This window comes from Kushneria indalinina DSM 14324 (assembly GCF_003385845.1).
Taxonomy (GTDB): Bacteria; Pseudomonadota; Gammaproteobacteria; order Pseudomonadales; family Halomonadaceae; genus Kushneria; species Kushneria indalinina.
Genome location: NZ_QRDJ01000007.1, coordinates 651,011 through 664,494, shown reverse-complemented (window position 1 = coordinate 664,494; position 13,484 = coordinate 651,011). Strand labels below are relative to the sequence as shown.

Annotated in this window: 10 protein-coding genes; 8 read left to right on the top strand and 2 right to left on the bottom strand. The window is 64.7% G+C overall.

Annotation, left to right across the window (positions count from 1 at the left end):
- Nucleotides 1-101 precede the first annotated feature (101 nt).
- Both mnmE and C8D72_RS09720 read left to right on the top strand, forming a co-directional pair.
- The gene (gene mnmE, locus C8D72_RS09725; RefSeq protein WP_115854488.1) at nt 102-1,463 is read left to right on the top strand and encodes a tRNA uridine-5-carboxymethylaminomethyl(34) synthesis GTPase MnmE; all 1,362 of its coding nucleotides are present in this window, start codon (nt 102-104) and stop codon (nt 1,461-1,463) included.
- A gap of 111 nt (nt 1,464-1,574) precedes the next feature.
- Nucleotides 1,575-2,471 (top strand): PhzF family phenazine biosynthesis protein, encoded by an 897-nt coding sequence (locus tag C8D72_RS09720; RefSeq protein WP_115854204.1) that lies wholly within the window; start codon nt 1,575-1,577, stop codon nt 2,469-2,471.
- 11 nt (nt 2,472-2,482) lie between these two features.
- On the opposite strand, the gene C8D72_RS09715 is transcribed toward C8D72_RS09720, so the two are convergent.
- Nucleotides 2,483-3,652: an MFS transporter gene (locus C8D72_RS09715; protein WP_115854203.1), complete on the bottom strand. Its 1,170-nt coding sequence runs from the start codon at nt 3,650-3,652 to the stop codon at nt 2,483-2,485.
- A 166-nt stretch (nt 3,653-3,818) separates the two neighbouring features.
- Between C8D72_RS09715 and lplAB the strand changes: the two genes are divergently transcribed.
- Nucleotides 3,819-4,901 (top strand): lipoate-protein ligase LplAB, encoded by a 1,083-nt coding sequence (gene lplAB / locus C8D72_RS09710; RefSeq protein ID WP_115854202.1) that lies wholly within the window; start codon nt 3,819-3,821, stop codon nt 4,899-4,901.
- A 29-nt stretch (nt 4,902-4,930) separates the two neighbouring features.
- Here lplAB and C8D72_RS09705 read toward each other — a convergent pair whose 3' ends face one another.
- Nucleotides 4,931-5,821 (bottom strand): cation diffusion facilitator family transporter, encoded by an 891-nt coding sequence (locus C8D72_RS09705; protein WP_115854201.1) that lies wholly within the window; start codon nt 5,819-5,821, stop codon nt 4,931-4,933.
- 170 nt (nt 5,822-5,991) lie between these two features.
- Between C8D72_RS09705 and C8D72_RS09700 the strand changes: the two genes are divergently transcribed.
- The 5 genes from C8D72_RS09700 (at nt 5,992) to C8D72_RS09680 (ending at nt 13,408) form a co-directional block, all read left to right on the top strand.
- On the top strand, nt 5,992-7,746 hold the full coding sequence (locus C8D72_RS09700) for an ABC transporter ATP-binding protein (RefSeq protein ID WP_115854200.1): 1,755 nt from the start codon (nt 5,992-5,994) through the stop codon (nt 7,744-7,746).
- A complete protein-coding gene (locus C8D72_RS09695; RefSeq protein ID WP_115854199.1) occupies nt 7,743-9,488 on the top strand; it encodes an ABC transporter transmembrane domain-containing protein in 1,746 nt (581 codons plus the stop codon). The genes C8D72_RS09700 and C8D72_RS09695 overlap by 4 nt, the downstream gene beginning before the upstream one ends.
- Before the next feature lie 259 nt (nt 9,489-9,747).
- Nucleotides 9,748-11,064, top strand: a complete 1,317-nt coding sequence (locus C8D72_RS09690; RefSeq protein ID WP_245955214.1) for a paraquat-inducible protein A — start codon at nt 9,748-9,750, stop codon at nt 11,062-11,064.
- The gene (pqiB, locus tag C8D72_RS09685) at nt 11,061-12,707 is read left to right on the top strand and encodes an intermembrane transport protein PqiB (RefSeq protein WP_115854198.1); all 1,647 of its coding nucleotides are present in this window, start codon (nt 11,061-11,063) and stop codon (nt 12,705-12,707) included. The genes C8D72_RS09690 and pqiB overlap by 4 nt, the downstream gene beginning before the upstream one ends.
- Nucleotides 12,704-13,408 carry a PqiC family protein gene (locus tag C8D72_RS09680; RefSeq protein WP_115854197.1) on the top strand — a complete coding sequence of 235 codons (705 nt, stop codon included), beginning with the start codon at nt 12,704-12,706 and terminating at the stop codon, nt 13,406-13,408. Before pqiB ends, C8D72_RS09680 begins: the two co-directional genes overlap by 4 nt.
- The last annotated feature ends 76 nt before the right edge of the window (nt 13,409-13,484 follow it).

Sequence of the window (13,484 nt, the reverse complement as noted above, 5' to 3'; positions counted from 1 at the left end):
CGGTTGACCGGCGCTTGCAGCGTTTGGTCCCAGCGCTGACAATCGGTGCCATCTCATTCCACGGCCGCTTTTACCGGCTGCTTACCCTCATCGGAACACTCATGCTCGACCAGGACACCATCAGTGCGCTGGCCACCCCGCCCGGTCGTGGCGGCGTCGGCATCATTCGCCTGTCCGGCGCCAGAACCGCCGACATCGCCCGCGCCATGCTCGGCTTTGATCCCGAACCCCGTCGCGCCCACTACGGCCCCTTTCTGGGCGCCGATGGTCAGGTGCTTGATGAAGGCATCGCCCTGTGGTTTCCGGGGCCCAACTCCTTTACCGGCGAGGACGTGCTGGAACTGCAGGGCCACGGCGGCCCGGTCATCATGGACTGGCTGCTGGAGCGCACCGTGGCACTCGGCGCCCGTCTGGCACGACCCGGTGAGTTCTCAGAGCGCGCCTTTTTAAACGACAAGCTCGATCTGGCCCAGGCCGAGGCGATTGCCGATCTGATCGAGGCCAGCTCCCGCGCGGCGGCCGAAAACGCTCTGCACTCGCTGCAGGGCGAGTTTTCGACCCGGGTGCAGGCGCTGGTCCAGCAGCTCATCGAGCTGCGCATCTTTGTCGAGGCCGCCATCGACTTTCCCGAGGAGGAGATCGACTTTCTCGGTGACGGTCGGGTGGCCGAAATGCTATCAAACGTTCGCACAAGCCTGGCGGATGTGCGCGCCAGCGCCGCCCAGGGCGCGCTGATGCGCGAGGGCATGAGCGTAGTGATCGCCGGGCGGCCCAATGCCGGCAAGTCGAGCCTTTTGAACGCGCTGACCGAGCAGGAGACCGCGATCGTCACCGATATCGCCGGCACCACCCGGGATGTGCTGCGCGAGCACATCCATCTGGACGGCATGCCGCTGCACATCATCGACACCGCCGGTCTTCGCGACACGCCGGATGCGGTCGAAAAAATCGGCGTGCAGCGTGCCTGGGCGGAAATCGAGAAAGCCGACCGGGTACTGCTGATGGTCGACAGTCGCGACAGCGGCGAGCTCGACCCGATGGCGATCTGGCCCGAGTTCGTCGAGCGCCTGCCCGACCCGTCAAAGCTCACCCTGGTGCGCAACAAGATCGATGAGAGCGGCGAAACCGGCGAGCCGAGCCTTGCCACCACCCCGCCGGTGATCCGCCTCTCCGCCACCACCGGCACCGGCGTGGATCATCTCAAGGCGCATCTGAAGGCGGTGATGGGCTATCAGTCGACCAGCGAGGGGCGCTTTTCCGCCCGTCGCCGCCACCTGGACGCGCTGGACCGCGCCGGCCAGGCGCTCACCCACGGCGCGGATCAACTCTCCGGCGCCGGGGCCGGTGAACTGCTGGCTGAAGACCTGCGCACCGCCCAGGAGTCACTGGGCGAGATCACCGGCGAGTTCACTGCCGATGAGCTGCTCGGCGAGATATTTGGCAGCTTCTGTATTGGCAAGTAGGTTCCGCCGCCACAACAGCGCGGTCGGCACGAGACGCCGACCGCCTTTTCACCAGCATGACAACACCATGCCCCCTGCGGTGTTGGCCTACGTTCATACAAGAGAGCCGTTATGCCGCTTGAGAGTGTGATTGATCCGCGAGAACCCTTTCTCGACTACCTGTTGCTCGATGTCTTCACCGATACCCCCTTTCAGGGCAACCCGCTGGCCGTGTTCCCTGAAGCCGGCGCCCTGGGCACCAGCGCCATGCAGCGTATTGCCCGCGAGCTCAATCTGTCGGAGACGGTCTTTATCGCCGCAACGCCCATGCCGGGCATTTTTGATCTGCGCATCTTTACCCCGCATCAGGAGCTGGCGTTTGCCGGACATCCCACCATTGGTGCGGCCTGGCTTCTGCGCGAGATCGGCTGGCATGACGATCAGCTGCCCCTGAAGCTGCAGGTGCCCGCCGGCGAGGTACCGATCCGATTTGATGGCGCCCACGCCTGGCTCAGTACGCCCAATCCCCTGAGCATCGAGCCCAGCCCACTGTCGCGCGCGAGCGCCGCACACCTGCTGGGGCTCTCCGTGGAAGCCGTGATTGCTGACCCGGTGGTCGGTTTCGCCTGCGGCTCGCCCTTTCACCTGATCGCTCTCACCTCCATCGAGGCACTGACCGATGTGCGGGTCCGTCCGTCGCAGCTGTCGGAAGCGCTGGGAGGCGAGCATGGCGTCAATGTCTACATGTACGTAGAGGAAGGTGACCACAGCGTTCGGGCACGCAAGCTGTGCATCACTGATCAGGTAACAGAGGACCCGGCCACCGGCAGCGCCGCCGCGCCGCTGGCCGGCCATCTGGCGCTGCAGTCATCAGAGACCGGCACGCTGGAATACACCATTGTTCAGGGCATCGAGATGGGCCGCCCCAGCCGTATCGGGGTGCTGGTCGACAAGAGCGGCGAGGCGGTGACGGCCATCCACGTGGGCGGCATGGCCGTGGTCATCGGCGAAGGACGGCTTCGACTCTAGAACGCGACCGCTCAGGCCGGGCGCGTTCGTTTTTCCTGACGCCGGGCCAGCACCCAGATGACAAGCCCGCCCAGCGCCAGCAGACACCCCACCACGCCGGTCGAGCGAAAGCCGAAGCCCAGCGCCAGCGCCAGGCCGGCAAGCCAGGGGCCGAGGGCATTGGCCATGTTGAAGGCCACGTGATTGAGGGCGGCGGCCATGTTCTGCGCCTCACCGGCCACGTCCATCAGTCGGGTCTGCAGGACGGTGCCCAGCGCGCCGCCAATGCCGATGCAGAACACATCAATGGCGACCAGCCACGGATTGCCCGCCACCAGCGGGAAGGCACCGAGTGCCACCGCACTCCAGATCAGGAGTCCGGCGGCCGTGGGCATCAGGGCACGGTCGGCAAAGCGCGGTACGACGACGTTGCCGATCGTCATGCCAAGACCGAAGACGGCCAGCACCAGCGGAATGGTGGCCGACGACATCTGCGTCACATGGTCCAGCGTTGAGGTCAGATAGGTATAGACCGAGAACATGCCGCCAAATCCGACGGCGCCAATGGCCAGCGTCAGCAGCACGGCCCCGTTTTTCAGCGCCCGCAGCTCCCCCTTGGCGCTGCGCTCGCTGGCCACGCCCGTTCTGGGCGCAAACAGGGCGATCATGACCACCGTCAGAATGGCCAGTGCCGTGACCAGCCAGTACCCCCAGCGCCAGCCCACCGCATTGCCCAGCCAGGTGGCCATCGGCACGCCGATAATGGTGGCCACCGTCAGCCCCAGCATGACCATGCCAATGGCGCGCGTGCGCTTGCCGCTGGCGACGACCGAGGCCGCCATCAATGCCGCCAGCCCGAAATAGGCGCCGTGCGGCAGACCGCTGAGAAACCGGAACAGCACCAGCGAGCCGTAATCCGGCGCCAGCGCACTCAGGGCGTTGCCGAGCGCAAACAGGGTCATGAGGGTCAGCAGCAGCCATTTGCGATCGATACGCGCCGCCAGTACGGTAATCACCGGCGCGCCGATGACCACGCCCAGCGCATAGGCGCTGATGATATGACTGGCCGTGGAGGGGTCGATCTGCATGTCATGCTGAATAAAGGGCAGCAGACTCATGGTGGCAAACTCGGTCGTACCGATGGCAAAGCCACCGGTCGCCAGCGCCAGAAGAACAAGCAGGGGATGGGAGTGACGAACCATGACGCCTCGCGCATTAAGAAAAAAACGATCTCCATCGCATCCGCCCGAAAGGGCGCATGCCATCGAACATCGGTGTATGGGACAGGGCATCAGGAACACCGGTAGCGGCACACCATGGGCTACCGGCTATACTTCCAGACATCAAATCGGACCCGGATTTTAGACTATGGTCGTAGATTCATGCCACGGTGAATACGAATCGTGCCACGGCGAATACAAGGTCCCCGGCGGCAAGCTGCTGGTGGCCGACATCACCACCGACAATGACCGGCTCGCCTCGGTGCGCCTGTCGGGTGATTTCTTTCTCGAACCCGACGACGCGCTGGAGGCCATCAACCAGGCGCTGGTGGGCGCAAGCGTGGCCGCCAGCGCCGAAGAGCTGACCGAGCGCGTTCGACGGGCACTGCCGGAAGGCACCGTCATGGTGGGTCTTTCCGCCCCGGCAGTGGCGACCGTCATCCGCCGGGCGCTTTCAAGAGCCTCCGACTGGGGCGAGCACGCCTTCAGCCTGATCCATCGCGCCCCTGAGGCCCCGGCGCTGCACATGGCCCTTGATGAGGTACTCACCCGGGAAGTCGCTGCCGGCCGACGCGGCCCCACCCTGCGGGTCTGGGAGTGGGATCGGCCGGCCGTGATCATCGGCAGCTTTCAGTCGCTGGCCAACGAAGTCGATACGACAGCCGCCGGTGAGCTCGGGGTGGAGGTCATGCGGCGCATCAGCGGCGGCGGGGCGATGTTCGTCGAGCCGGGCAACACCATCACCTGGTCGCTGATCGTGCCGGAAAGCCTGGTACAGGGGCTGTCATTCGTGGAGAGCTACGCCTTTCTCGATGACTGGGTGATTCAGGCGCTGGGCGATATGGGCATCAGGGCGTGGTACGTGCCGATCAATGACATTACCTCGGAAGGTGGCAAGATTGCCGGCGCCGCCCAGAAGCGTCTGGACGGCGCCGTTTTGCACCACGTCACCATGGCCTACGACATCGACGCCGAGCGCCTGACCCGGGTGCTGCGCATCGGGCGCGAAAAGCTCTCCGACAAGGGCACGGCCAGCGCCGGCAAGCGGGTCGATCCGCTGCGAAGCCAGACCGGCCTGTCGCGCGAGGCCATCATCGAGCGCATGGCGGCCTCCTTTGGCGCGCGCTTTACGCTCACCGCCGATGATGTCCGCCCTGACGAGTTGAGTGCGGCCCAGGCGCTGGCCGAGTCGAAGTTTCAGGATGAGGCGTGGCTGCATCGCGTGCCGTAAGCGGGCGAGTCGATCACCCCAATACCGGCTCAATCAAAGACGATGTCGGCGATCGGTTCGACCTTGTGCTCGGGCTCAACGTGAATGGTGATGCGCACATCCCCCAGCGCCTGGCGCAGCCCGGTTTCGATGCGATCGCAGATCTCGTGGGCGTGAAACACGGTGGTGTCTCCCGGCACCACGAGGTGAAAGTCGATAAACGTGGCGCGACCGGCATGGCGGGTGCGCACATCGTGGGCCTCGACGGCGCCCTCGCCGGTCGAGGCGATCACGCGGTGAATCAGTGCCATCGTCTCGGGCGAGACCGCCTCATCCATCAGCCCGCTCAGGGATTCCCGGATCACCTTGGCGCCGGACCACAGGATGTTGACGGCCACGATAATCGCCACCAGCGGGTCCAGCAGCCACCAGCCGGTGCTCATCGCCAGCACCACGCCCACGATAACGCCGGCCGAGGTGACCACATCGGTAAAGAGATGGCGACCGTCGGCGACCAGCGCCGGTGAGCGTTCGCGCGTGCCGACCCGGATCAGCACGCGCGACCAGACGGCGTTGATCACGGTGGCAATCAAACTGATGACGATGCCCATCAACGGCAGCTCGAGCGGCTGCGGGTTCATGAGTCCGGTGATGGCCTCGCGCAGAATCAGTAGGGCGGCGATGATGATCATCACGCCTTCCAGCACAGCGCTGAAAAACTCGGCCTTGTGATGCCCGTAGGGGTGGTTGTCATCGGCCGGCATGGCCGCGACGCGAATGGCAATCAGCGCTGCTACCGCCGTGACCACGTTGACCAGACTCTCCAGCGCATCGGAGAGCAGCGCCACGGAACCGGTCAGCGCATACGCCAGCGTCTTGAGGCCGAGTACGGCGAAGCCCACCAGCAGACTGGCCCAGGCAATTTTCATCGTGGTCGACACGATCCTATCCTCACGGTGTTGAGCGCCATAGCGTAATCGTCGCTGGATAAGCGGACAACGTGAATTCCACCGCGCAGGGAGCGGATAAACCGGCTGAAGACGTGTCCCTTTGTTACACTGCCCTCGACGTCCCGCATCCTTTTCACCTTATCTGATCCGACCCAACGCTCATGGCGCTACGCCGACTGCTGCTCGATTTTCTGGCGACCCATCGCCGCGCCTATCTGCTTGCCATTATGGCGCTGCTGGCGGTAGGCCTTCTCAACATGGCGCTGCCCTGGTGGGCCGGGCGCATCATCGATGCCCTCAACGAGGGGCGTATCGACATGCCCGGGCTGTGGCGCAGTGCCGCGGTACTGGTGGCCGTGGCGCTGGCCATGTATGTGCTGCGCTATCTGTGGCGCATGCTGCTCTTTGGCGCCTCCTACCGGCTGGGCGTGGCCCTGCGTGATCGCTTCTATGAAAAGCTCACCCGGCTGGACCCGGGCTTTTTCCAGCAGCGGCGCAGCGGCGATCTGCTGGCGCGCTCGACCCAGGACATCGACGCCGTGGAGGTGGCTGCCGGGGAAGGCGTGCTCTCAAGCGTTGACGGGGCGCTGACGCTGGTGCTGGTTCTGGCCATGATGATGATCGTCATCGACGCGCCGTTGGCGCTGATCGCGCTGATTCCCTTCCCCTTCATGGCCTGGGGCTTTTATCGCATCGCCAGTCGGGTACAGGGCTATTTCGGTCAGTCACTGGCGCGCTTTTCCGATCTCAACGACCGCACCCAGGAGGCGCTCGCCGGGCTGCGACTGCTGCGCCAGCACTCGCTGATCGAGGCCGAGATCGCTGATTTTGACCAAAGGGCCGACGCCCACGCCCGGGCCAACTACCAGGTACAGCGCATGGAGGCGCGCTACGACCCGGTGGTGTTTCTGGCGCTGGGCAGCGCGACGCTGGCCACCATCGTGGCCGGCAGCTGGCGCTATCTCGACGGCGCCATCACGCTGGGCGAGCTGACCAGCTTCACGCTGTACCTGGTGCAGCTGATCTGGCCGATGTTCGCCCTCGGCTGGTGTCTTAATATCCTTCAGCGCGGCGAGGCCGCCGCACGGCGCCTGACCGAATTCTTCCACGAGCGTGAAACCATCAGCGATGAAGGCGTGCTGACCAGGGCGCCTTCGCCGGCCATTCACGTGGCGATCGAGTCCTTCACCTACCCGCTGTCACACACCCCGGCGCTGGCCGATCTTCAACTGGCGATCGCCCCCGGCCGGACGGTGGGCATCGTGGGCGCGACCGGCAGCGGCAAGTCCACCCTGATCCGGCTGCTGCTACGCCAGTATCCACTGGCGCACGGCACGCTGACGCTGGGAGAGCAGCCCCTGAGCGACTACCGGCTGGACGCGCTGCGCTCGATGTATGCCTACGTGCCCCAGGACCCGTATCTCTTTGCCGCCACGCTGGGCGAGAACGTGGCACTGGGTGTGCCTGATGCCAGTGACGAGGCGATCCGTCAGGCCCTGACCGCGGCGGCCTTCGGCCCGGATCTGGACCGTCTTCCCGAGGGGCTTGAGACCCGCATCGGCGAGCGCGGCGTGACGCTCTCCGGCGGCCAGCGCCAGCGGGTCGCGCTGGCGCGTGCCCTGCTCTCCCCTGCCCCCATTCTGCTGCTCGATGACACGCTCTCGGCGGTGGACCAGACCACCGAACAGGCCCTTTTAAAAACACTGGACGCCGAGCGCGAGCGCACCTGCCTGATCATCAGCCACCGGCTGTCGGCGGTGCGCCACGCCGATCATATCGTGGTGCTGGAGCAGGGCCGCGCGGTCGAGCAGGGTCAACACGAGGCGCTGCTGGCCCGGGGCGGGCACTACGCCCGCCTGTGGCAGGAGCAGCAGATCCGCGGTGAGCAGATTCACGGTGAGGAGTTCCCGTCATGATCAATCGCCGCCTGCTGGCGCTGATGCTGCGCCCGCTCCTGTATGATCGCCGCCGCGTGCTGCTGGCGCTTGCGCTGTTGCTGATCGCCACCGGCATGGACGTGCTCGGCCCCTGGCTGACCAAGCACTATATCGACAGCTATCTGGTGCCGCGCGATCTGCGCGTTGAGCCACTGACCGTGCTGCTGGTGCTGTATGTCGGCAGTCAGCTGCTTGCCGCGCTCGGGCGCTACCTGCAGACGCTCTATTTTGCCCGCATCGCGCTGGACGCCGTGCACGCCCTGCGTCAACGGGTCTTTCGCCACGTCATGCGTCTGCCCCAGCACGTCCATGACGCCACGCCGACCGGTGAAATGGTGGCGCGGGTAACCAACGACACCGACGATCTGCGCGAGCTCTACGTCGAGTTTCTCGCCACGGTGCTGCAGAACCTGATGCTGTTGATCGGCATTCTCCTCGCCATGGCGCTGATGGATCTCAAGCTGATGCTGATTGCCGCCACCCTGATTCCGGTCGCCGCCGTGATCATCTGGGGCTATCAGCGCGCCAGCGGCCCGGCTGCCATGGAGGTGCGCCGCCTGCGCGCCGGGCAGAATGCGCGCATCAATGAGGCGATCGGCGGCATGAGCGTGCTGCAGGCGTTCAATCAGACCGCGCGCTTTCGCACGCGCTATCACGATCTCAACGTGGCGCAGTATCAGGCCCGGCTGCACACCATCCGCATCTCGGCGCTTTTGTTGCGCTCGGCGCTGGATCTGGTCGGCGTGATCATTCTGGCCGCCCTTCTGATCGGCTACGGCGCCGATGCGCTGGTGGGTGGCGCCGAAATCGGCGTGCTCTATGCCTTCGTGACCTGGCTTGGGCGCGTGTCCGAGCCGCTGATCGAGATCACCCAGCGCTTTAACATCTTTCAGCAGGCGGGCGTGGCCGGCACGCGGCTGCTCTCCCTGCTGAACCGTCCGCAGGCGGATGCCGGCGATGATACCCGGGCGATTCAATCCGCCGACTACCGGCTTCAGGCCGTGGCGTTTCGCCATCATGGCGCCGAGGCCGATACGCTTGTTGATGTCACGCTCGACATTCCCGAGGGCCGCTTCATCGGTCTGGTCGGCCCCACCGGCAGCGGCAAGTCCACGCTGCTGGATCTGCTCGGCGGCCTGCAGCCGGTCACCAAAGGCCAGCTGCTGCTCGATGGGCGGCGCATCGAGACCCTGGCGCCGTCGGTCATCAACACGGTGATGGCCAGCGTCCCGCAGGAGCCCTTCATTCGCTCGACCACGCTACGGGACAACCTGTTGATGGGCATCGAGGCCGATGAGTCCGCCATCGCCCGCGCCATTGATGAGGCCCAGCTGCGCGAGCTGATCGACCGGCTGCCCGACGGGCTCGAGACACCGCTGGGCGAGCGGGGTCTGACGCTGTCCACCGGCGAACGCCAGCTTTTGGCACTCGCCCGGGCGCTGCTGCGACAGCCGCGGATTCTGCTGCTCGATGAGGCCACCGCCAGCGTCGACAGCCTGACCGAGTCACGTCTCAATCGGGCGCTGGCCGCGCTCAAGGGGCGGGTGACGATGATCGTGGTCGCCCACCGGCTCTCGACCATTGCCGGGGCCGATGAAGTGGTCGTGATGCAGGCCGGGCGGGTCGTCGAGCGCGGGGCGCCCGGGCAGCTGCTCGAAGATCCCGGCGGGGCGTATTACCGTCTCTGGCACCAGCCGGTGGCCATCGATAGCCGAGGCTGAACCGCCATAACACATGATGGCTTGCCGTGGCCGGCGCTCGATGCTATTTACGTACCCTGGTGAATGTTTATTACGACTCGGCAGGCGTGGCCCCTGACATGTCAGAGATGTCCTGATACTGCCAGAGCGCGGGGATCGGCTATGTTTTCCGAGCCCGAATACTTCATGGCCGCCCTGTCATGGCCGATATTTGCCACACTATTGTCTCAGACTGACTCATCCCGAGCCGAATTCGGAGAACACCATCACCACGCCATCCGTGCCTTCACGGCCCCTGCGGGTCTGCCATGAATGCGATCTGGTCAGCACCGTGCCGCCACTGGCGTGCTCGGAAAGCGCGCGCTGCCCGCGCTGTCAGCATGAGCTGATGGTGCGAAAGCGCGCGCCTGCCCAGCAGGCGCTGGCGCTGGCCATTGCCGCGGTGGTGGCGCTGATCACGTCGCTGGCCTTTCCGTTTATCTCCTTTTCCGCCCGCGGCATCGAGCGCGCCATCAGCCTGACCGATGCGATGGCGATCCTGTCGACCGGCAACTACACCGTGCTGGCCATTGTGCTGTGGATGGTGCTGCTGCTGCTGCCCATCCTCTATCTGGGCATGGTGATCGTCATCCACGCCGCCTTTTTGCTGGGCCGTCGGCCGCCGCGGGGCATGCTGATGCTGCGCACCCTGCGCCATATCGAGCACTGGATGATGGCCGATGTGTTCCTGATCGGCGTGCTGGTCAGCCTGGTCAAGATCCTGTCGCTGGCCAGCATCGGTTTTGGCGTCTCCTTCTGGGCCTTCTGTCTGTTTGTGGTGCTGATGCTTTTGCTCTCGCGCAGCGTGGATCGCGACTGGCTCTGGAATCTCATGGCGCCGGAGCCCGCACCGCCGGCCCATGCACGCGCCGGTCGCACCGCGCAGCAGCAGAAGCTGGTGGGCTGTCCGGTCTGCAGCACGGTCAACGACTATTACCATCACAAGCCGTGTTACTGCCGCCGCTGCGGCGAAAAACTGCACATGCGCCACCGTCACAGCGTGCAGAAAACCCTGGCACTGCTGATGGTGTCCGTCATTCTCTATATTCCGGCCATGATCCTGCCAATCATGACCGTCTCGAGTCTCAACGATACGACCACCCAGACCGTCATGGGCGGCGTGCTGTTGCTGCTTGATCATGGCGACTACCCCATTGCCGCCATCATCTTTCTGGCCAGCGTGGTCATCCCGGTCGCAAAGCTTCTGGCGCTGTTCTGGCTGTGCATCAAGGTGGCCCGGCCCCAGCCCTGGCGGCCCGAGGTGCGCATGACGCTTTACCGGGTCACCGAGTTCATCGGCCGCTGGTCGATGATCGATGTGTTCGTGGTCGCCCTGCTGGCGGCGCTGGTCCAGCTGGGGGTGTTGATGCACGTCTCCGCCGAGCCCGGCATTATCGCCTTCGGCGGCGTGGTGATCCTGACCATGATTGCTGCCATGAGCTTTGATCCGCGCCTGATCTGGGACGCCGCCGATCATCCGGACATTGAAAACAACGATATTTCTACATTATCCCCTCAGCCGGTGGTTGCAGGGAAAGCACAGGACACGGGGCAATGAGCGAGACCGAGACCACCGCGCAACGAAAAAAGCATCGACACATCTCGCCGGTCTGGCTGATCCCGCTGATCGCGCTGTTGATCGGGGGCTGGATGCTTTACCACACCCTCTCCTCGCGCGGGCCGGAGATCACGCTGATCATGAACAATGCCGAAGGCATCGATGCCGGCAATACCATGATCAAGGCGCGCAATGTGGACGTGGGCGAGGTCACTTCGGTATCGCTGTCGGAAGACACTTCCCACGCCGTGATCAAGGCACGCATGAACCCCGATACCGACCGGCTGCTCAATGAGGACACCCGCTTCTGGGTGGTCAAGCCGCGCATCGGCCGCGAGGGCATCAGCGGTCTCAACACCGTGCTGTCGGGTGCCTACATCCAGCTGCAGCCGGGGCATTCGGAAAACGAGCAGGACAGCTTTGAAATGCTCGAGCAGCCGCCGGTCGCATCACCGGATGCGCGCGGGCTGCGTCTGCATCTGACCAGTGCGGCGGCCGGCTCGCTCAACGTCGGCGACCCGGTGCTGTTCCAGGGCTTTACCGTCGGGCGGGTCGAGGATCTCGAATTCGATACCGAAGATCGGGTGGTGCACTACCAGCTCTTCATTCAGGAGCCCTATGAGGATCTGGTCACCAGCAATACCCGTTTCTGGCTGGCTTCGGGGATCAATTTCGATCTGACCTCGGAAGGCTTCTCGCTGGGGCTGGGCTCGCTGGAGTCGCTGGTCAGCGGTGGCGTGACCTTTGGGGTCCCGGAGGATATTCCGCCGGGTGAGCCGATCGGCAACAACAGCGATCTGGTGTTCTCCCTTTACGGCGATGAAGAAAACGCCCTGCAGGGCAGCTTCAGCCACTATCTGCGCTATGTGGTGATGATCGATGACACCGTGCGCGGTCTCTCCCGCGGTGCGCCGGTCGAGTACCGCGGCGTGCGTATCGGCACCGTGGATACCGTGCCCTATCGCATTGATCTGCTGCAGGAAAATCAGGTCGAGGGCTTCCGCATTCCGGTGCTGATTCGTATCGAACCGCAGCGGATGCAGGCGAAGGTGGACGAGGAATCGCTCAAGGACTGGCAGGCCCGCATCAATACCATGTTTGGCAACGGACTGCGCGCCTCGCTCAAGACCGGCAATATCTTTACCGGTGCGCTCTTTGTCGATACCAACTTTGTCGACGAACCGTCCGAGCGGACCATCAAGGAGTATAACGGCGTGGCCGTGTTCCCCAGCGAGCCCGGCAGCTTTGCCCAGATCGAACAGAAGGTGACCGGTCTGCTCGACAAGCTCAACAATCTGCCGGTGGAGTCGTCACTGGATCGTCTGGATGCCACGCTTGCCAGCTCCGAGTCGCTGATCAACGAGCTCAACGAGACCGCCAGCAGCATCAATGAAGTGCTCAACGACGAGAGCACCCGTGGCCTGCCCAGCGACGTCCAGCGAACGCTGCGCAGCATCGAGCAGACCCTGTCGAGCTACTCGAGCGAGGCACCGGCCTACGGCGAGCTGACCTCGACCCTGAGAAGTCTTGAACAGCTGATGCGCTCGCTGCAGCCGGCGGCGCGCACCATCAGCGAGAAACCCAATTCGCTGATCTTTAATCGCGGCGAGATTCAGGATCCGCAACCGAGGGCCCGTCAATGATGAAGCAACTTCTCCACGCCTCGTATCGCAGTGCTGCGCTTGTGATGGTGGCGCTTTTGGCCGGCTGCGCCGGACAGGCCACCGAGTTTCACCGCTATACGCTGCCGCTGGCCGATCAGCGGCCCGCCGAACCGGGCGTCTCGCTGCCGGACAGCGCCCCGACCGTGGCAGTGTCGTCGGTACGCCTGGCGGACTATCTCGACGGCCAGGGCGTGGTCTATCAGACCAGCGATATCGAGGTGAACGAGGCGCAGACCAACCTGTGGGCCGACAACCTGAGCGCTCAGCTGACCCGCAGCCTGCAGCGCACGCTGGGGGATCAGCTCAGTGATCATCGCGTGCTGGGCGAGACGCTGGCCGGGGATCGCGCCGACACCGGCGTGCGGGTCACGCTGTCACGATTCCAGGGCCGCTATGACGGTTTGGCGGTGCTGGCCGGGCAGTATCAGCTGCGCGATGCCGGTGGCAACCTGCTGACTCAGCAGCACTTTGATCTCCAGCGGCCGCTGGAAGACGATGGCTATCCGGCGCTGGTGCGCACCCTGTCACAGGGCTGGGAAAGCGTGGGTGAGCAGATTGCCGCCGAGATCACGCGCCAGGAGCGCAGCAACGCAGGCGCCGATGCCTCGGCGAACCGCTCGCCGGCGCCATCAACGCAGTCGGCGCCGGCCGGGTCGCCCCGTGGCACTGACGGATCCTGAAACAGCCAGGCTTTGAAACAGACAGAACCAAAAACAGACAGCCCCGAAAACACGAAAGGCCCGCCATGATGGCGGG